The organism is Tenacibaculum caenipelagi, assembly GCF_004363005.1.
In the GTDB taxonomy this organism is placed as follows: domain Bacteria; phylum Bacteroidota; class Bacteroidia; order Flavobacteriales; family Flavobacteriaceae; genus Polaribacter; species Polaribacter caenipelagi.
This window is the reverse complement of record NZ_SNYH01000001.1, coordinates 73,871-93,262: the sequence shown is the minus strand read 5'-3', so window position 1 is coordinate 93,262 and position 19,392 is coordinate 73,871. Positions and strand designations below refer to the sequence as shown.

14 protein-coding genes are annotated in these 19,392 nt (G+C 30.3%); 11 read left to right on the top strand and 3 right to left on the bottom strand.

Annotated features, from left to right (window positions below; all coding sequences use genetic code 11):
- Positions 1-7: 7 nt before the first annotated feature.
- From DFQ07_RS00355 to DFQ07_RS00325, 7 genes are all read left to right on the top strand, one after another.
- Positions 8-1,528, top strand: a complete 1,521-nt coding sequence (locus tag DFQ07_RS00355; protein ID WP_133534304.1) for a bifunctional metallophosphatase/5'-nucleotidase — start codon at positions 8-10, stop codon at positions 1,526-1,528.
- A gap of 142 nt (positions 1,529-1,670) precedes the next feature.
- Positions 1,671-2,870, top strand: a complete 1,200-nt coding sequence (locus tag DFQ07_RS00350) for a porin (RefSeq protein ID WP_133534303.1) — start codon at positions 1,671-1,673, stop codon at positions 2,868-2,870.
- 99 nt (positions 2,871-2,969) lie between these two features.
- Entirely contained in the window at positions 2,970-3,509 is a 540-nt protein-coding gene (locus tag DFQ07_RS00345; RefSeq protein WP_133534302.1) for an FMN-binding protein, read from the top strand.
- Complete coding sequence (locus DFQ07_RS00340; protein ID WP_133534301.1) at positions 3,510-4,010, top strand: hypothetical protein; 501 nt, start codon at positions 3,510-3,512, stop codon at positions 4,008-4,010. It abuts the gene before it with no gap.
- A 338-nt stretch (positions 4,011-4,348) separates the two neighbouring features.
- A complete protein-coding gene (locus DFQ07_RS00335; protein ID WP_133534300.1) occupies positions 4,349-4,840 on the top strand; it encodes a hypothetical protein in 492 nt (163 codons plus the stop codon).
- Positions 4,841-5,051: 211 nt separating this feature from the next.
- Complete coding sequence (locus DFQ07_RS00330; RefSeq protein ID WP_166627684.1) at positions 5,052-6,557, top strand: tetratricopeptide repeat-containing sensor histidine kinase; 1,506 nt, start codon at positions 5,052-5,054, stop codon at positions 6,555-6,557.
- Positions 6,554-7,297: a LytR/AlgR family response regulator transcription factor gene (locus DFQ07_RS00325; RefSeq protein WP_133534298.1), complete on the top strand. Its 744-nt coding sequence runs from the start codon at positions 6,554-6,556 to the stop codon at positions 7,295-7,297. Before DFQ07_RS00330 ends, DFQ07_RS00325 begins: the two co-directional genes overlap by 4 nt.
- A gap of 7 nt (positions 7,298-7,304) precedes the next feature.
- Here the strand turns inward: DFQ07_RS00325 and DFQ07_RS00320 are convergent, their stop codons facing one another.
- From DFQ07_RS00320 to DFQ07_RS00310, 3 genes are all read right to left on the bottom strand, one after another.
- Positions 7,305-7,574 carry a hypothetical protein gene (locus DFQ07_RS00320; protein ID WP_133534297.1) on the bottom strand — a complete coding sequence of 90 codons (270 nt, stop codon included), beginning with the start codon at positions 7,572-7,574 and terminating at the stop codon, positions 7,305-7,307.
- 7 nt (positions 7,575-7,581) lie between these two features.
- Positions 7,582-8,169 (bottom strand): hypothetical protein, encoded by a 588-nt coding sequence (locus tag DFQ07_RS00315; protein WP_133534296.1) that lies wholly within the window; start codon positions 8,167-8,169, stop codon positions 7,582-7,584.
- 141 nt (positions 8,170-8,310) lie between these two features.
- Positions 8,311-9,066 (bottom strand): hypothetical protein, encoded by a 756-nt coding sequence (locus tag DFQ07_RS00310; protein WP_133534295.1) that lies wholly within the window; start codon positions 9,064-9,066, stop codon positions 8,311-8,313.
- A 258-nt stretch (positions 9,067-9,324) separates the two neighbouring features.
- Here DFQ07_RS00310 and guaB point away from each other — a divergent pair, with 258 nt between their 5' ends.
- From guaB to DFQ07_RS00290, 4 genes are all read left to right on the top strand, one after another.
- Entirely contained in the window at positions 9,325-10,800 is a 1,476-nt protein-coding gene (guaB, locus tag DFQ07_RS00305; protein WP_133534294.1) for an IMP dehydrogenase, read from the top strand.
- A gap of 174 nt (positions 10,801-10,974) precedes the next feature.
- Positions 10,975-13,440, top strand: coding sequence for a TonB-dependent receptor (locus tag DFQ07_RS00300; RefSeq protein ID WP_133534293.1), 2,466 nt, complete (start codon positions 10,975-10,977; stop codon positions 13,438-13,440).
- A 16-nt stretch (positions 13,441-13,456) separates the two neighbouring features.
- Positions 13,457-18,871 carry a fibronectin type III domain-containing protein gene (locus DFQ07_RS00295; RefSeq protein WP_133534292.1) on the top strand — a complete coding sequence of 1,805 codons (5,415 nt, stop codon included), beginning with the start codon at positions 13,457-13,459 and terminating at the stop codon, positions 18,869-18,871.
- Positions 18,871-19,347 (top strand): hypothetical protein, encoded by a 477-nt coding sequence (locus DFQ07_RS00290; protein WP_166627683.1) that lies wholly within the window; start codon positions 18,871-18,873, stop codon positions 19,345-19,347. Before DFQ07_RS00295 ends, DFQ07_RS00290 begins: the two co-directional genes overlap by 1 nt.
- Positions 19,348-19,392 lie beyond the last annotated feature (45 nt).

The window sequence follows — 19,392 nt, the reverse complement described above, 5'->3', positions numbered from 1 at the left end:
TAATTTAATGAAACAGTTTAGAGTTCTATCACTACTTATTATCACAGCTTTTTTTATTAGCTGTGGAGTTTCAAATCAATCTAATTCTAATAGTAAAACATACTTTACAATTATTCAACTGAATGATGTGTATGAAATAGCACCAATTCAAGGAGGAAAATATGGAGGAATGGCAAGGGTAGAAAGTGTTCATCAAGAATTACTAAAAGAAAATAAAAATACCATGCTAATATTAGCAGGAGATTTCTTATCTCCGTCTCTATTAGGAACAATAAAATATAACGGAGAACGTGTTCGAGGAAAACAAATGGTAGAAGTTATGAATGCAATGAATTTTGATGTTGTAGCTTTTGGTAACCATGAATTTGATTTAAGTTATACGCATTTACAAGACAGGTTAAATGAAAGCAAGTTTGAATGGATTTCAGCTAACGTCTTGCACAATAAAAATGGAAAGCATTCCTATTTTTACAAAGTTGTAGATGGAAAGAAAAAAAGTTTACAAGATGCTTATATAAAAGAGTTTGAAACCCCAGAGGGCACAAAATTAAAAGTAGGATTTATAAGTGTTTGTATACCATCAAATCCAAAGAGCTATGTGTATTATGGTGATATGTATGAAGAAATTAAGCGATCGTACAATGAAATTAAAGATAAGGTAGATATTGTTATTGGGATTACCCATGCATCGTTAACTCAAGATAAACAAATAGCAGAAATTTTACCTAATGTGCCTTTAATAATGGGAGGACACGAGCATACAAATAGCTACAATAAAGTAGGTAATGTGGTAATTACTAAAGCTGATGCGAATGCAAAAACAGTCTATATCCACCGTTTTGAATACGATTCAAAAACAAAAGAAGTTCAATTCAAATCAGAATTAAAAGAAATTAACAATAAAATACCCTTTGATAAAAAAGTTGAGACTGTGGTTAATAAATGGAGCGTGGTTTTACAAGATAAAATCAAAGAGATTGTACCAGAACCATACAAAGTAGTGTATAAAGCTACAGAACCGTTAGATGCTAGAGAAAATACGATTAGAAGTATTCAAACAAATATGGGGGAGATTATAGCAACATCTATGAGTTTTGCGTATAATAACAAAGTTGATTGTGCTTTAGTAAATGGTGGTTCTGTAAGAATTGACGATATCTTAAAAGGAGAAGTAAACGCAATAGATATTTTTAGAGTGCTTCCTTATGGAGGTAAAGTTTTAAAAGTAGACATTAAAGGAAGTTTATTGAAAAGGGTTTTAGATTTTGGAGAAGCAGCAGCTGGAACAGGAGCCTATTTGCAGCGTTATAATGCTAGTAAAGTTAATGGTGTGTGGGTGATAAAAAAGCAAAAAATTCAAGAAGATAAAACGTATACTGTTGCTTTTTCTGATTATTTATTAAGAGGATTAGATATTCCAATTTTATCAGATAAAAAACCTGAAGTTCTCAGTGTTTATAAACCTGAATTAGAGGAAGTGGCATATGATATTCGTAAGGCAGTAGTCAATTATTTAGAAGAAAAATAGGTGTAATTTCCTGTAAAACAAAAGAATACGTTTTTATGTTAAAATTTATTTAAAATAAATCTTAATAAAATTTGTTAGATTAATTATCTCTACTACTTTTGCACTCGTAAAATAAAAGTAATTTAAAATTAATCTAAATAAAATGAAAAAAATATTTTTCGGTTTATTAGCAGGAGCATCATTATTTGCATCAGCGCAAACAGCTCAAAGAGATAGTATTCCAACTAACCCACAAACTCAGCAAAATGCAGCACAACGTATTTTATCTTCAAACTTAAACCAACAAGGTTTAACGGTTGGTGGTTATGCTGAAGCTCATTTAAACAGAGCAACAGGTGAAAATGCAAAGCTTGACGTTCATAGATTGGTAATGCTTTTCGGATATAAATTTAATGAACGTACACAGTTTGTTACAGAAATCGAATTTGAACACGTAAAAGAGGTTTATGTTGAGCAAGCTTTCTTACAGTATACGGTGGCAGATAATGTAAACTTAAGAGCTGGTTTAATGTTAGTACCAATGGGTATTGTAAACGAATATCATGAACCAACTACTTTTAACGGAGTAGAAAGACCAAGTATGGATAAATCAATCATTCCTTCTACATGGAGAGAACTAGGTTTAGGAGTTTCTGGTAAATGGGATGCAGCTTCATTACGTTATCAAGCATATATGTTTAATGGATTTAACTCAGGAACATATAATCCTGATGCAGTTGATGTAGCTGATAGATTTACTGCTAAATTAGGAGGGAAAGATGGTTTACGTGGTGGACGTCAAAAAGGTGCTGAATCAATGATGAATAATATCAATTTTGCAGGTAAATTAGATTATTACGGCTTACCAGGGTTACGTTTAGGGTTATCTGGATATTTTGGTAGAACGCAATCAGATAATGCGATTGAAGATATGGAAGGTGCAGACGTAGGAATTGCTATGGTAGGTTTAGATGCTCGTTATGCATACCAAGGCTTTACCGCTCGTGGTCAGTTTATTCATGCTAACATATCTGACGCTAAAGAATATAATGCATTATATTCAGCTGATTTAGGAAGCGCTTTACAAGGATGGTACTTAGAAGCAGCATATAACTTACTGCCAATTGATAAAAAGCAACAATTATTTGCTTTCGCGCGCTATGAAGATTATAATACACACGCTTCTGTAGCTGAAGGAACTGTAAAGAACCTTAAGTATGATCGTGATGAATGGACATTTGGTTTAACATATAAAGTAGCACCAGGAGCAGCATTTAAAGCGGATTACCAATTTAAAAACAACGCAGCAGCTGGAAGCACGACAACAAAACAACTAAACTTAGGTTTCGGAGTATGGTTCTAGTATAATTAGAAGTTTGTTAATTCATAAAAACGAATCAAGTTATTTTAATTTGGTTCGTTTTTGTTTTTTTATTTAGACCAATTCTAATATTTTTGTAGCATGAAAATACATAAACTTTTTCCTTTTTTATGCGCTGTAGCCATTTTAGGAACATTATCATTTACAATTCCTAAAAAACTACAAAAAAAAGTAACTAAAGAAATCAATAAAACTTTTGATATTGAAAACTTTAAATTAGATGAAATAGAGATTTCAGATGATGTTAACAACTTATTGGTTCGTAAAATAGAAGGAGATAGGTTGTTTAAAATTACTGCTGATACTAATGATTTAATAGGGTATGTTTATATAGATAAAGCACCTAGTAAAACAGATGAATTTGATTATTTAATTTTATTAGATAAGAATTTAATTGTAGCTAAGGCAAAAGTATTAATTTACCGTGAAGATTACGGAGGAGAAATTGGAAGCAAACGTTGGTTAAAACAATTTAATGGTAAAACGTTAAATGATAAATTGCAATATGAAAAAGATATTGTAGCAATTTCAGGAGCAACTATTTCAGCTTCTTCAATGACAATTGCTATTAATACATTTTTACAAAATTTGACTATTCTTCATCAAAATAAAGTACTGTAAATGCAGATTCACGGAGTTATTCATCAGTTTCCTAGAGAATTAAAACTTTTAATTTTAGTTTTTGTCTCTACATTAAGTATTGGCTTTTTTGGAGGAATTTCTTTTGTTAAAGATACCACAAATGCAAATCCAAAAGGGATAGAAGAACGTTATTTAGGAAATGAAAATGATGAAGAGGCTACTAAAATGATGTTTAAAAAATCTTCAGGTGAAATAAAAACATTAGTACACAATCATATTTTATCATTGTCTGTTATATTCTTTTTAATGGCACTTATTTTAGTGACTACAGGTGTTCATACGAAGCTCAAGCTTTTTTTAATGTTAGAACCTTTCGTGTCAATTATTTGTACGTTTGGAGGAATTTATTTGATGTGGACTGGTATTACATGGATGAAGTATGTGGTAATAATATCAGGTTTTTTAATGACTTCTGTGTATGCTGTTTCAATAATTGTTATAATACAACAGTTATTCTTTAATAGAAGAAGTATCGAATAGAGCTTATTCTACATGTTTTTACACTAGAAAGGAAGTGTATAACTTTAAAGTTATTGATAAAAGATAAAAAATAAAAGGTGGGAGTAAATATTTACTCCCACCTTTTATTTTTTAGTGTAAACTAAAATGTATAACGTAAATATTAGGTGCAAAAATTGTTTTTCTTGTTGTTGTCGTAAAATGTTTTTATGTGTAAGTTATTGATAGGTAAAGTATAAGGAGGTGTGATTGTTATAGGAAATTCTATTTTCAATCTAATAGGCCGATAATTTATCAATAACTATTTTTTTTTTCTTTTTATAATTGTAAATTTAGCAAATAACCAAACAAAAAATAACATGGAAAACCCAGTAAACGTTAACGGAGTTACATTAGAGTTAAAGTACTTTAGAAAGTTTGATACCAATATCAGTGCAGATAATGTACCAACAGGACCTTTAGTAAACATGTCTAGAGTCGAAACAGGAAACAATGCAACTCCAAATATCGTAACGGTTTTAGCATATTTACCAGACAATACATTAAATCCAGTAGATAACACAAGTGGATTACAACTACAAGGAGACGAAGTGTATTTAAACTACTACGGAGTTACTCCAACTCAAATTGTAAACAAAGATGGTGGATATGATACTGTAAGCTGTAGAGACTTTAGAGTAGAATTTAATTGTGCTGAAGTAGCAAGCCAATACGATTTATACTATGTACAATTTGCCTATCAATTAGATGAAGGAACTCCTTCAGTAGATGCTATTTTAGTGCGTAGTGAAAATGATGATCCAGAAACGGATAGAGGTACTGTGACTACACCTATTAAAGACGATGAGTAGAAGTTTGCTGCTAATTGTATTTAGTGTTTTTAATATTAATCTTCAAGTTCAATCTCAGTCTCAACTAGATTTATTGAAAGTAAAAGTGGATAGTTTATGTAAGAAAAATAAATCATCCATGTTTTGCAAATCTTTTAAGTTTTATCAAAATAAAGAATATGACTCTTGTTATATTTTCAGTGGCAAAACATTGATGGTTGAGACAAATCTTATGAAGAGAGATATATTAAACTATATTCAGGGAGTTTCTGCAATAAAAAAATCATTTTACAAAAAAGCAATAAAAAATTTAAATAATATATCTGATTTAGAGTTGTTTAGAGGTGTAAAGGAATCTAAGTTAGGATTAATTTACCTTAGTACGAAAGAATATAATAAAGCTATAGAGCATTATTTAAGATGGGAAAAAACAAATAATAAAGAAAATTCAAACTTAAAGGAAAACGCATATCATAATTTAGGATTATGTTATTTACATAAAAGAGAATTTAATAAAGCAAAAATATATTTTGAAAAATCATTAAAGTTTATTGATTTTAAGGATACATCAAGATTTATAATTGCCAAAATGGATTTAGCTAATGTTTATTATAATCAATATTTAGATGATGAAGCAATTCCCTTGTTCAAAGAGGCATATGATTTAGCGAAAAAGTTTTCTGATTTAGAGCTCAAGCAAAATTCTGCCAGAAACATGGCGGTTGTAGAGAAGAATAGAAAGAACTACCAAAAAAGTGTAGAGTATTACATGGAATATGGTCGTTGGAAAGATTCTATTTGGAATCGCGATAAAATTTGGGAGCTTACTGAAAAAGACAAACAATTAGCGGTAGCACAAAAGCAAAAAGAAATAGCACTGCAAGACGAACAATTAAAACGTCAGGCAGTAGTACAGAAGAGTTTAGTAATTGGAGCTTCTGGATTATTAGTTTTTCTGGGAATTTTGAGTTATATTTATAGAGAGCTAAAAAGTAAAAATAAATTTATAACTCAACAAAAAGAAGAACTTAACGTAGCTAATAAAACGAAAGACTATCTATTTTCCGTAGTATCTCACGATTTGCGCTCACCAATCAATACGATTAAACGTCAACACGAAAAGTTAAAAAGGCAATTAAAGAATAAAGAATATGATGCTATAGATGAAACTACCAATAAAGCTATTGCATTAACAGAAAGTACAAGTCATTTATTAAATAATGTGTTACATTGGTCGTTAGAGCAAAATAATCAACTATCGTTCAATACAGAAGTGTATCCTTTGAAACCTTTAGTTGAACAAGCCGTTTATAATTTTGAAAATATAGCAGAAGCTAAAAATATTGAGCTAACAACAAGGTTTGAAGCTTCAATTTTAGTGAAAGCAGATAAAGAATCGTTAAAAATTGTATTGCGAAATTTGTTAGACAATGCTTTAAAGTATACTGGAGAGAACGGACAAATTAATGTAAGTACTTATAAAGAATCAGAAGAATTTAGTGTAATTGAAATAAAAGATACTGGTTATGGAATATCAAAAGAAAAATTAGAAAAAATAAAAAGATTAGAAAATCTTAGTATTGACAAAATAAACAGATCCGAAGGTGTGGGGCTTGGGATGTTATTATGTCAAACACTGGTAAAGAAAAACCATGGAACATTACTCATAGAAAGTGAGTTGGATATGGGGACTACAATAAGAATTTTGTTACCTAATGCAAAAAGCATAGAATTATGAAAAAATTGCAATTATTATTGTTAGAAGATTTAGAAGAAGAAGCTATTGAGTTATCCTCTTTTTTAGAAGAAAATGAATATGAAGTATCTGTTGCAGAAAATGCAGAAGAAGCAGAAAAGTTAATTAAAAATCGTTTTTTTGATGTCATTGTATTAGATATAATGATTAAAGGTAAACCTGATGGAATAACTTTGGCTCAGAGGTTAAATAAAGAAGGAATTAATATTCCGTTTTTGTTTTTAACGAGTATGCAAGGAAAAGATGTTTTTGACGAAGCAAAACTTACCAACCCACTTATTTATCTTTTAAAACCATATAATAAATTAGAATTACTTTTCTCGTTAGAGTTAGCAATCGAGTCGTGTTATCAACAAGGTAATAGCATTAGTTTAACATCAGAAAATGGAGTATTAAGTCCGTCGTATTTGTTTATTAAGAAAAAAAGAAGTGTCGTTAAAGTTGATGTAGCTTCGATAAACTACGTGGAGGTTAAAGAAAAATATTGTAATTTAATATGCGATTCTGGTAATTACTTAATAAAATTATCTTTAGTAAAGCTGAAAGAAATGCTGGCGAACCCAGATTTTAAACAAGTACACAGAAATTTCTTAGTAAACATGAAAAGGATAAAAGAAATTTATTTTGAAGATAATTTGATTGTCTTAGAGAAAGGAGAGAAAATACTTTTTAGCGAACGATATAAAAATGCATTTATTAAAACAAACACTATCTTTAGGTAAGATAGTGTTATACTAGTTTTGAAACTAAACTTATTACAAAGCCAATGCCATTTTCAATATTTGATAAGGCCTTGGCTTTTTCGTTGTTAGAAGCTGTGGCATCATCAATTAATTTTAAAGTTTTAACAGCATTAGCATTAGTAATTTTACTTTCCTTAATTAAAGCATCAACTTCACTCACTTTCAAATTAGTTAGGTTAGCTAATTGCTGATTAAATTCATTATCGGTTTGTGATGTAGCTTGCTGCGCTATATTATTCCAGTTTATTGAATCCATAAATGTGTTATTTTTGATTAATTACTTTTTCAATTTGTATCAATTTATCTAAGCTATCTCCTGTTTTATCAATGCTATTTGTAATTGTATTTTCAACTTTTTTAAAATTAACTTTATCTCCAGTTAACTTGTCAATAGCTAATAGAGCATCACTTTCTGTTGTTTTTATTTTGACCAAAGAGTTAATTAAATTTTGAAGTGAAGTAGTCGCTTTGTTATAATTTGTATAATTATTAGCTAATTGATTTAAAACGTCCTGTTTTTGTAAGTACAATACATTTTGAAGCGAATCTTTTTTATGACTAATTACAGGAATTATGCTGTTTAAAATATTAGGAAGTTCCTTCTTATAGTCCAAAGAATCAGGAAGTAGCTTTTCATAATTTTTTAATAGAGCAGGAGTATATTTATTGTCAATAAAAGAATTAATACGCTCTTTGCGTTCTTCAAAAAGTTGATTAATCAATGATATATTTAATTGATGCATATTATCACTTTCTTGAATAATTTCTTTCGTAAGAGTAGCCGTAGAACTAGGAACACTGGCACAAGAGAAAAATAGGAAGGCACAAATAACTATATAAAAATGTTTCATAGGTTTAATTTTTTTAAATGAAGAGAGGTTGGTAACACCCTAAGTTCGGTTAGTATAGTTGTAAATAAGTATAATTTTCTTTTAGAAAATATTACTCAATAGGTGTTTCAACCTCTCTCTCCCCAATTTAATATGTTTTTATCACGTTTGATTTTTTGGTAAAATAAATACAGACTCAACACGATCTATAACCCCTTGAAGAATACTAAAAATAGCTTCGGAAGAAAAACCGCCAATAAGAGCCAGAGCTCCCTTGTTAAAAAGATCAATACTTTCTGGATTGGAGGTATAAACAGAAATAATTTCTGACATAATAAGTCCCGCCACGATACCAAGTATAATGTGTGCTATATATGAAATAGATTCTTCCGAAACCATAGTGGATTTTTTAATAGAATCGCTCACTTTTTTTAACAAATGAAAAACAACACCCAAACCTGAAATAGATGCTAAAAAAGAAAGATTTAATAGTAAAGGAAGGCCAGAGTTGTCCATCACACCTTTATCTAATGAGCTATTGTTAACCTCAGGAGAAAGTGCTGTGATAATAAATAAAGCCAGAAAGAAAATAGTTAAAAATATAAGATTCCTTACCACTGGAAGTTTATTAAAAATAGATTTCCCGTTTCCTTCAGAACGTAATGTTTTAGTATATTCAATAGATTTTGGAGTTGCTGGGGCAATGTTTTTAACAAGTAAATTATGAGCGTTAATTAAATCATTTAAACTTTTACTTTCTATTAATGAGTTAACCTCTGTGTTGATTATGATACCATTGTATATAGCATACGATAGCATATTGTTAATTTCAGTAATCAATTCTTTTGATACTTTAGGATATACATCGTTTGTATTGGGTATCTTTTTTATTTCTTTTACAGGAGCACTATTTTCCATAATTAATCATTTGCATAATTAAATTTAAATATGTTTTAAATAAGGTATTAGGTGTAATCCATAAGCGTATAAAAGTTGGTTATTAGCGTATCAAATAAAAGAGTGAAGTAAAAAAGGATTTCGCTAAAAATTATTTAAAGAGCTGTTTCTTTATTTTTTTGTTAAATTCATTTATATAATCTATAACTTAGGGTTATTTTGTATTATTTGTAGTATATTTGCATGCAATTAATTAACAACACACTAAATTGATTGCATATGCAAGCTCATCAATCTAAATTTGTAGGAGAAGGATTAACGTATGATGACGTTTTATTAGTTCCAGCCTACTCAGAAGTGCTTCCGAGAGAAGTTTCAATCCAAACAAAATTTACAAGAAACATAATAATCAATGTTCCAATAGTATCTGCAGCCATGGATACTGTTACCGAATCTGCTATGGCAATTGCTATTGCAAGAGAAGGAGGAATTGGAGTGTTGCATAAAAATATGACGATTGAGCAACAAGCTCTTGAAGTACGTAAAGTAAAACGTGCCGAAAGTGGTATGATTATCGATCCGATAACCTTATCGTTAAACTCAATAGTGTTAGACGCTAAACAAGCAATGCGTGAGCATAAAATTGGAGGTATACCTATTGTTGATGAAGGAGGGAAATTAATAGGAATTGTAACTAATCGTGACTTACGTTTTGAAAAAAATAACGAACGACCAATCGTTGAGGTAATGACTTCTGAGAATTTAGTAACAGTGGCAGAAGGAACTTCATTAAAAGATGCTGAAGTTATTTTACAAGAAAATAAGATTGAAAAATTGCCAGTTGTTAATGATGATGATAAATTAGTTGGGTTAATTACCTTTAGAGATATCACGAAATTGACACAAAAGCCGATAGCTAATAAAGATTCATATGGACGTTTACGTGTGGCTGCAGCTTTAGGAGTAACACATGATGCTGTTGATAGAGCAGAAGCCTTAGTAAATGCAGGAGTAGATGCAGTGATTATTGATACGGCTCACGGACATACCAAAGGAGTGGTTTCTGTATTAAAAGCAGTTAAAGCAAAATTTCCGCAATTAGATGTTGTGGTAGGAAATATTGCTACACCAGAAGCAGCAAAATATTTAGTAGAGGCTGGAGCTGATGCTGTAAAAGTAGGAATTGGACCAGGGTCAATCTGTACAACACGTGTGGTTGCAGGAGTTGGATTCCCACAATTCTCTGCTGTAGTAGAAGTTGCAGCAGCAATTAAAGGAACAGGTGTACCTGTTATTGCTGATGGAGGTATTCGTTACACAGGAGATATACCTAAAGCAATTGCTGCAGGAGCTGACAGTGTAATGTTAGGTTCGTTATTAGCAGGAACTAAAGAATCTCCAGGAGAAACTATTATTTATGACGGAAGAAAATTCAAGTCATATCGAGGAATGGGATCGGTTGAAGCCATGAAACAAGGTTCTAAAGATCGTTATTTTCAAGATGTTGAAGATGATATTAAAAAATTAGTTCCAGAAGGAATTGTTGGACGTGTACCTTACAAAGGAGAATTACAAGAAAGTATTCATCAATTTGTAGGTGGTTTACGTGCGGGAATGGGATACTGTGGAGCAAAAGATATTGAAACTTTAAAAAGTACAGGAAAGTTTGTTCGTATCACAGCAAGTGGAATCAACGAAAGTCATCCACACGATGTTGCGATTACTAAAGAAGCACCTAACTATAGTAGGAGATAAATTATAGAGTTATTACGACCCCTATTTTGGGAGGAAATAACCTAAAAACTTAAACGCTGTTGAATGTCAATTCTACAGCGTTTTTTGTTGTATTTTAATTATATTTTAAAAAGTGAGGAGTAAAATTGTTTTTTGAATTAAAAAATCTTTCTTTTGTTATCCAATTAAAATTGTTTGAATAGAGAGAAAAATACATTACTATTTTTTTTATTGTTTCCCCTTTTTATCTATAGTCAAAATTTAGATAAGATAGGCAAGTCGTCATTATTTAAAGTAACAGGAGGTGTTGGGGTAAATACAATATATTATAATGGAAACTCTAATAGAGAACCTTTTACCTATTTTTTGTCTGGAAATGTTAATCTAAACATTAGTGATGTTTATAATATTCCAGTTTCTTTTTCGTATTCAAACAGCAAATTTCAAGCAAATACACCATTTACTTTTAATAGGTTAAGTCTTCACCCAAGCTATAAATGGGTAACAGCACACATTGGTGATATAAATATGAGTTTTTCTCCTTATACATTAAACGGACATCAGTTTACAGGTGTTGGTTTTGATTTGTCGCCTAAAGACAAACTAAAAATAAGTTTAATGTATGGTAGGTTCTTAAAAGAAAGAGAATTTAATGAAGAGAATTTAAATGGAGAAGCAAATTATAAGAGAATTGGCTATGGAATTAAAGCTTCATATAAGTTTGATAAGTTAACAGCAGGAGTTATTTTTTTTAGAGCGAAAGATGATACGGAGTCGCTAAATAACCCAATCCCAATAGAAAAAGAAGTTTTACCTAAAGATAATACGGTAATAAGTTTTAATACAGAACTAAATTTTTTAAAAGATTTAAAATTCAAAGGAGAAGTGGCTTTATCAGCTTTAACTGAAGATATTCGAGTTGAAGGAGAAAGTAATCATTTTGCATCTTTTTTATTGTCAAGTAATCCAACAACTCAATATTATAAAGCGTATAATTTAAATTTAGTTTATAAAGTAGGAAGAGGAGCAGTAGGGTTAGGATATGAATTAATAGACCCCAATTACAGGACACTGGGAGGGTATTTTTTTAATAATGATTTAGAGAATTTAACAGTAAATGCATCTCAAACTATATTTAAAGATAAACTATCTATAAATTTAAATGCCGGTTTACAAAATGATGATATTGATAATAAAAAAGCCACTCAGTTAAGTAGATTGGTAAGCTCTTTAAACTTAGGGTATATAGCGAGTGAAAAATTAAATATTAATGTAGGATACTCTAACTTTCAATCTTTTACTAATATTAAAAATCAATTTGATTTTATTAATGGTGTATCTCAAATAGAAGAAGAGTTAGATCAAGATAATATAAGCCAAGTTTCGCAAAATGCAAATGTGAATGTAAATTATATTTTAAAAGAAACACCAAGTATTAGACAAAATTTAAACTTAAGTCTGTCTTTTCAAGATGCTGTAAATAAGATTGGAGATAAGGTTAGAGAAGAAGATGCCTCTTCGTTTTATAATTTAACAGGTGCGTATACAGTGGGATATCCAGATTCAGATTTAATAGTCTCAGGAGCTATTAATGCTAGTTATAGTGAATTAGGTATATCAGAAGAAAATTTAATTTTTGGACCAACACTATCAGTATCTAAGGGGTTTTTAGAAAAAAAGTTAAAATTTAATAGTTCATTAAGTTATAATGAGAGTATTCATAATGGAAATAGAGAAGGACAAGTAACTAATTTAAGAGTAGGAGGAAGGTATGTATACCGCAAAAGACATAATTTTAATTTAAACGGACTTTTTCAGTTAAGAAATTCAACTAATATCTCTAATAAAAGTATAACTATGACATTTGGTTATACTTATAATTTTGGAATTTTTAATTCAAAGGATTTAAAATTTAAAAGAAGAGAAAAGACAAAAAAAGAGAAAAAGGAAAAGAAGGTTAAAAAGCCTATTAGGTTTGTTTATAAAGACTCTCTATATGAAGGAACAATTTCTGAGATAAGTTCGAGAGTTAATATATTATTAGAGTCTAAAAACTTTAAAAATATTCCTAAAGAAATAAAGAAGAGATTTCAAGAGGAAAGAATAAAAATAGCTAAAGAAAAAAACAATAGAGTATATAAGATAAAGGTGATTCAATTACTGGATGATATATATAAATCTAAAGAATATTTAAAAGATTATAACGAACTTATATATCAAGCTTTAACAGATGTTTATAAAAGCGCCATTTATTTAGATTATCCAACTGAACAAGACTATTTGAAAAATAAGAAAGAAATAAGAAAACATATTTTATGGTATAAAACTCCAAAAGAAAGAGCTTCTTACCCAAAAGACGTACAAGCTGAGTTTAACAAAATGAATCAAGTACTAAGAAGGTCTCACAAAAAGTTACTTGTTCATAGATGGATTGTTTCAAAAATAGAAGAATATAAAACTTTTAAGATGGTAGAAGAAGATTCAAACGTACTCAAAGAGTTTAGAGAGTCAAACGCACCAAAAGTTTATAAGATGTTTAAAATGAATGAGAAAAAGAAGAAAATAAAATTATATTTGCAAGGTTTTGTAATAGAATTTTTTGCTAAAGAATCAGAAAAACATATTGATGAGAGTCAATATGAATTAAAATATACAGACTAACCCTTTGCCTTATTGTATGAAAAGAAAGCTACTCCTTATCTCATTTTTATTGTTTTTTTTAAAAAGCATTTTTGCTCAACAGTTTCCTGTTAGTATTATACCAAGAGTAAAAGCTCCTGCACCAGTTAACTTTTATAATTATGCAGATGATACTAGTTTAAATAGTCCGATAACAGTACAAATTTTTTTAAATGATTTAACAATACCAAATCGTCAAATAAGATTAAAAACGTACTTTGAAGGAGGTAATATAAGTTTTTCAAGCAAAGACTTTGTTATTGGTGCTCAAGATTTATTTTTAGAAGGAGGAATACCTTTAACGTTAAGAAATACAGAGTTAGCACCATATTACAAAATTGAAAATATACAAGGAATAAGTTCTTCAGTTTATGGGCAAACAATACCTGAAGGAAGTTATAATTTTTGTTTTGAGGTGTATGATTATATATCAGGAGCCAAATTATCAGCCAAGAAATGTGCTGTTGTATTTGTATTTAAAAATGAACCGCCCATACTTAATACACCGGTAACTGGAAGTAATATTGAGCCTAAAGATTTTGAAAATATCTTTTTTCAATGGACACCCCGTCATATTAATGTTAGCAATGTAGAGTACGAATTTAGTATTGTTGAAGTTTGGGATAATTTAGTAAACCCTCAAACAGCATTTTTGTCACAAATTCCTATCTATGAGGAAACAACTAGAAGAACGAGCTTAATTTATGGACCAGACAAGCCTTTGCTATTGCCAGGAAGAAGATATGCATGGAGAGTTAGAGCAAAAGCATTGCAAGGTTTAGAAGAGATAGGGCTATTTAAAAACCAAGGATATAGTGAGGTTTTTTGGTTTTCAAGAACAGCACCATGTCAGGTACCAGAAAATATAACAGCTGAATCTAAAGGAACTTCAAAGATCAATGTTTTCTGGGAACAAGACCCAACAGTTTTTTCAGAATATATCATAGCATATAGAGAAAACGGAAAGGCGAATGCTAATTGGTTTACCAAAAGAACTAACAGTAGTTGGGCAACTATATGGAATTTAAAACCAGGAACTACTTATGAGTACAAAGTAAAAGGAAAATGTAGTTATCAGTTTAGTGACTATTCAGAGTTACAATACGTAACAACAGATTTGATACAAAATGAAGACTCAAATTATAATTGCGGTATAGTACCTGATGAGGTTGCTATTTCAAATAGAAATCCACATGCTGGGTTAAATATAGGAGATGAAATTACAGCAGGAGATTTTAAGATTACTATAAGTGAAATTCAAAGCCAATCAAATGGAAGAATTTCAGGAAAAGGTTATGTAGCAATACCTTATTTAAAGTTTGCTAAGTTCGGTGTAACATTTTCAAATATTTTAATAAACACAGCTAATCAACTCGCTGAGGGAGAAATAGTAACATTGTATGATCCAGAGTTTGGTAAAGGAGCATCAGCTGATGTGGATGTAGATGTGGATATTTCTGATGGAATTAATGGAGATGATGGAATAAAGGACGATTTAGTAGAAGTAGATTTTGTAATAGATAAAGTAAAAATAGATGCAAACGGGGCAATCGTCGTTACTGGAACAAATGGAGAAGAAGCTATCATACCAGGTGATGATGATATAAGTATAAAAAGCGCCAATGGAGATGTATGGTCGGTAGGAGAAGATGGAACTGTTACAAAAGAAGAAGGAGCTGAAGGAGGAGTTGTTACAGAGAATACAACAAATGGTATTGATGAAGAAGGTAATGTTAATTCAATAACAGCAACAGGAGTTACAGTTGTTTTTCAGAAATCTGGAGAATATTATTTTGATGTATTACCAGAAAACACTTCTGTAACTTTTGAAAAAGAGTATAAAGTTTTAGAAGCTAACGGTACAAAGTATAAAGTACCATATAAAGCAGTATCAGATATACAAGGCGAAGATTTTATTACAGCTAAAGTGACTATTAATGATACTGGCATTTCAAAAGAAGACATCATTTTTAAAACGAAAGATGGAGCTAAAGTTGAAGTTACTTGGAATGATAATAACACTGAAGCAACATTAAAACTAAAGAGAAAGTTCGATTACGCAGATGAAGAAATTTTTGCGGTCGTAAAGTCTAAAGAAGATAATGAGAAGTATGATGTAGCAGGTAGCTTAATAACAACACATTTAGCATCTAAAGAATTAGAACGCATAAATATAACTTTAATACCAGTTGGAGAAGGTGTTGAAATTAGCGAAGCATTAAAAGAAAAAGCAGCAGAAGTATATAGAAAAGCAGGAGTTCGATTAAATATTCAAACAGGACAAAGTATTTTACCAGATGAAGTGTATGGTTGGGATATAGATGGAAATAGAAGTTTAAAAATTGGGGATAGTTCTGTTTTATCACATTACACAGATGAACAATTGGTGTTTAACAACTATGTAAAACAGCAAAGCTATTATACAGACAAAACATACTATGTTTTTGTAACCAATTTATCTATAAGTGATGCTAATGTGTTAGGTTTTATGCCGTTAAAAAGACAATTTGGTTTTGTGTTTACTCAAAATGCAACTACTGTAGCAAAACAATCAAGAACTTTAGCACACGAATTAGGACACGGAATTTTTGGATTAGAACATACTTGGGATGAATATCAATTTGGTCAGGGAGCAACTAACTTCTTAATGGATTATGGTAGCGGAACTGTTCTAAATCATTTAGATTGGAAAAAAATGCATGCTCCAGATGTACAATTGTATTGGTTCCAAGGAGATGAAGATGGAGAGTATAATGATGAAGAGTTTACAGACAAGGTTATCCAAATAATAAGATGTGCATATATCAATTCAGAAGATGGATATATGAAATTTAACACCAATATATTTGGCAAGAAAGGAAAGTATTCCTTTAGGTGGAAAGGTAGTCTTGTAGGTATAATAATAGGAGAAGGAACTTTTGAAGGACAGTCAGTATATGAACCAGTACGTTTAACAGAGGCTGTAATAGACAATCATAATCCAGGAGATCGTTTTAGTTTATTGTATAAAAATGTAGAAATCTATACACCAAGGTATGATTCAGGAGCTTCTCCAGAAACATTAAATAGATTAAGAAAATATTTATTTCCAGAAGACAAGTCTGAAATAGAGAAAGAATCAAAACAAATTTTAGTAGAAATATTAAATGAAAATAAGCAAGAGTTTACTGAGGAAGACTTTGAAAAAATAAAAAGTATAGCTAATTGTGGCGTACAATATTTTACTGCTAAAGAAAGGTTTGAAATCATAGCAAGAACTATAAAATACCTTAACAGAGAAAAGAAATGGGTTACCGAATATTATGAAGATTTATTTTTAGATCTCATAGAAACAGCTCCAAAAGGAGATGTAACATCTTACTCAAATGAGTTTTTGGGGTATTTATTAGAAGACATAGAAGTGTTCCAAAAATTATTCATGCAATTAAGTGATGACACTGCAGGTAACTTATGGGTTGGAAATGAAGATAACTTTACAAGGTTCATAGAGGCTATATATAAATTATGGATTGGAAGTAAGTACGAAAGCCTTAATACTTTTAAGTATGTAGAAAGAATAACCGATACAGAATCTAGTTTAACTCCATATTGGATACACTATGATGGTAACTCATGGTTTCCAAAAGTATCTTATGAAGATCCTGTTTTTTTATCAGATGGTTTTACTATTAAACAAAAGAGAGGAAGTAAGATTATTGCTAACTTAAAGTTTAATTATTTTCAACCTGTTCAGGTAACTTTTGAAGGAAGTGGTACTTCTAAAATAACAAAAAAGATACCTGCAATTTTCTTTGGAGGAACTATAAAGAAAGATAATTTATCAAAAAGTTTAGATCAGGCAGGGTTAGTGTTTGATGTAGCACTTACGCTAACAGCAGTAGGAAATTTTACAAAACTAAGGCACTTATCCACTTTACATAAAGTAGGAAGAGTTACAATGGGAACAGTTGATATAACTAATAGTTTCCTCTCTATGATGGTTAAGTATGGAGATTTAGAATATTGCCAAAAAAATAAAGAGTTCTGTAATACTTTTCTAGAGTATAGTACATATCTCCAGCTAGGACTTATGGGAGGAGGTATTATTGATGCCAAAATCACAGCTAGTAGAATTAAAACCAAAGAATTATATGAATCAGCTAGAGGAGATTTAGATGATGCTGATGAGATAAAAAAAGTATTAGATGAACATTTTGCTATTAATGTTTCAACAAACTGGTTAGAGAATCTTCCTAGTAAGTTAAAAAATGACTTGGCAGAAAATAAACTGTTAGAGGACCTCTTTAAAAAAGCTACGAATTTCCAAAGACAAGACTTAATAGAAGCATGGAAAGTATTAGAAGATTTTCCAAAAATAAGAATCGTAGAGAGTAACCTTGAAGTTTTAGCTAAAGTTAGCCCTAGGTTTTCATACAAAGGAGAAGCTTCTTATCAAGGATTAAAGAAATTATTTACAGGAGCAGAGAGCAAACAAAAGCTGATAAATGGATTAGAAGAAGCAGATAAGCTTTTCGATATAAACCTTCCAGTCTCTTTTAGTGGGATACAAAAAGGAGATGTTACAGTAAACTTAAAGGAAGAATATGCAAAAGTAATTGATCAATATGGTAGAGGAGATGAAGTAGCAAGATATGTTGATGGTGTTTTAGAGAAAAAGAAAGTTATACCTGAAGAAGATGGTGCACAAATTGTACAAAAAGGAGATATACCAGAAAATGATATTTTACAAAAAGGAGATGAAATAGGGTTTAGAAGTATAGATAGGTTAGGGGAAAATGCTAAATTCAATAGATCTTATGTAAATTCTTTAACAGGTTTTTCTGACAATATTGCTTCACTAGCAAGTAAGCATAATTTAAGTGTTGATGATTTTAAATTACTTCAACAAAAAAGATATGATTTGTCTGAAATGTCAGCTGTAGAGATGTCTAAAATAGATGCTATAAGGAATGAAATACCATTGCCAGATGGTAATACTATTTTGCAAAAAGTGCTACCCAAAAAAGATATTCAAAAATACTTAGATGGAGACTATAGTGCTGTAGGTGGGTTTGTAACCACAGCCAAAGATGCAAAGCACTTATCTAATTTTGAAGATGTTTTTTATGGGATGAGACTTGATTATAATGGTACTCTTTTTAACCTTTCTGATGGAAGTTTTGGTGTTATAAGATACAAAACACTTACACCAAATGCTTCTGTTCCTAAACTACCAACTACTAATGGGCAAGCACCATATACAGGAAATGGATTTACAGGAGGGAATAATGGTAGGTTGGGAGTACCTGAGTGGAAAACACCTTACAATACACCTAACGAAGGAGCAGAGCTTTGGGAGGTTAATTCTGATGGAACAGAGATATTAAGAGCAGTATTTAATTCGAAAGAAAATAGATTTATAGAGTTACCATGATGAAGATAAGAAAAGGAACATATACTGTTTATAAAGGAATAGAAATGGTAATAACCGAATACTACGGACATGGTATTTTAAACCCTGAAATTGAAAACCACAGAGAAATATCATATTCTAAAGAACTAGGAAAGTTAAAAGGTTTTGAATTAGATAATAACTCGGATAGGTTTTTTAAAGATATTAGAGTTGATAAGTTGAATAATGCTTATCGGGTAGATACTAAAGGGATTTATAAAGGTGATGAATTTTTGCTCTGGGGTTATAATGAAAAACGAGATGTAATAGGTTTAATAACTTATAATGAAGAAATAGCTAAAAAGTATGATTTCATTAAGTTATCAGATAGTTACATTAAAGAAGTATCTCCAAGTGAGATAGAAAAAATATGGGAAGAGAGAACTAAGAGTGAGTTTGATTTACCATTGCCTGAAGAAATAAAAGAGAAAAAAATTATTTATCAAAAAGAGGAATAATAATTAAATAAAGGAAAAATACAATATTAGAAGAAGAAACAATTA